The sequence below is a fragment of the Nonlabens antarcticus genome, assembly GCF_015356755.1.
GTDB lineage: Bacteria > Bacteroidota > Bacteroidia > Flavobacteriales > Flavobacteriaceae > Nonlabens > Nonlabens antarcticus.
The window spans coordinates 1-243 of sequence record NZ_JADFCO010000024.1; the positions used below are offsets into that span (position 1 = coordinate 1).

General features: G+C 46.5%; 1 pseudogene. It reads right to left on the reverse strand.

Annotation, left to right across the window (positions count from 1 at the left end):
- Positions 1-243, reverse strand: a pseudogene (locus IQ282_RS00105) (DDE-type integrase/transposase/recombinase); the annotation flags it as partial.

Sequence of the window (243 nt, forward strand, 5' to 3'; positions counted from 1 at the left end):
TGAGCTTTTTCTTTAGTTCTAGGTCTTTGATATCTCTCGCTATATCGAACTCTTGTTTGAGTATTCCGTTTACCCTTTCAGCAATCGCATTTTCATAGGGATCATATTTTTCGGTCATACTTGCCTTGATATTATCTCCCTCCAGCAGCGCCTGATAGTCGTGGGAGCAGTATTGAAGCCCCCTGTCGGAATGGTGTATCAGCGGTTGGTTCCCGCAACGCCTGTGGCCGAGAGCCATTTCCA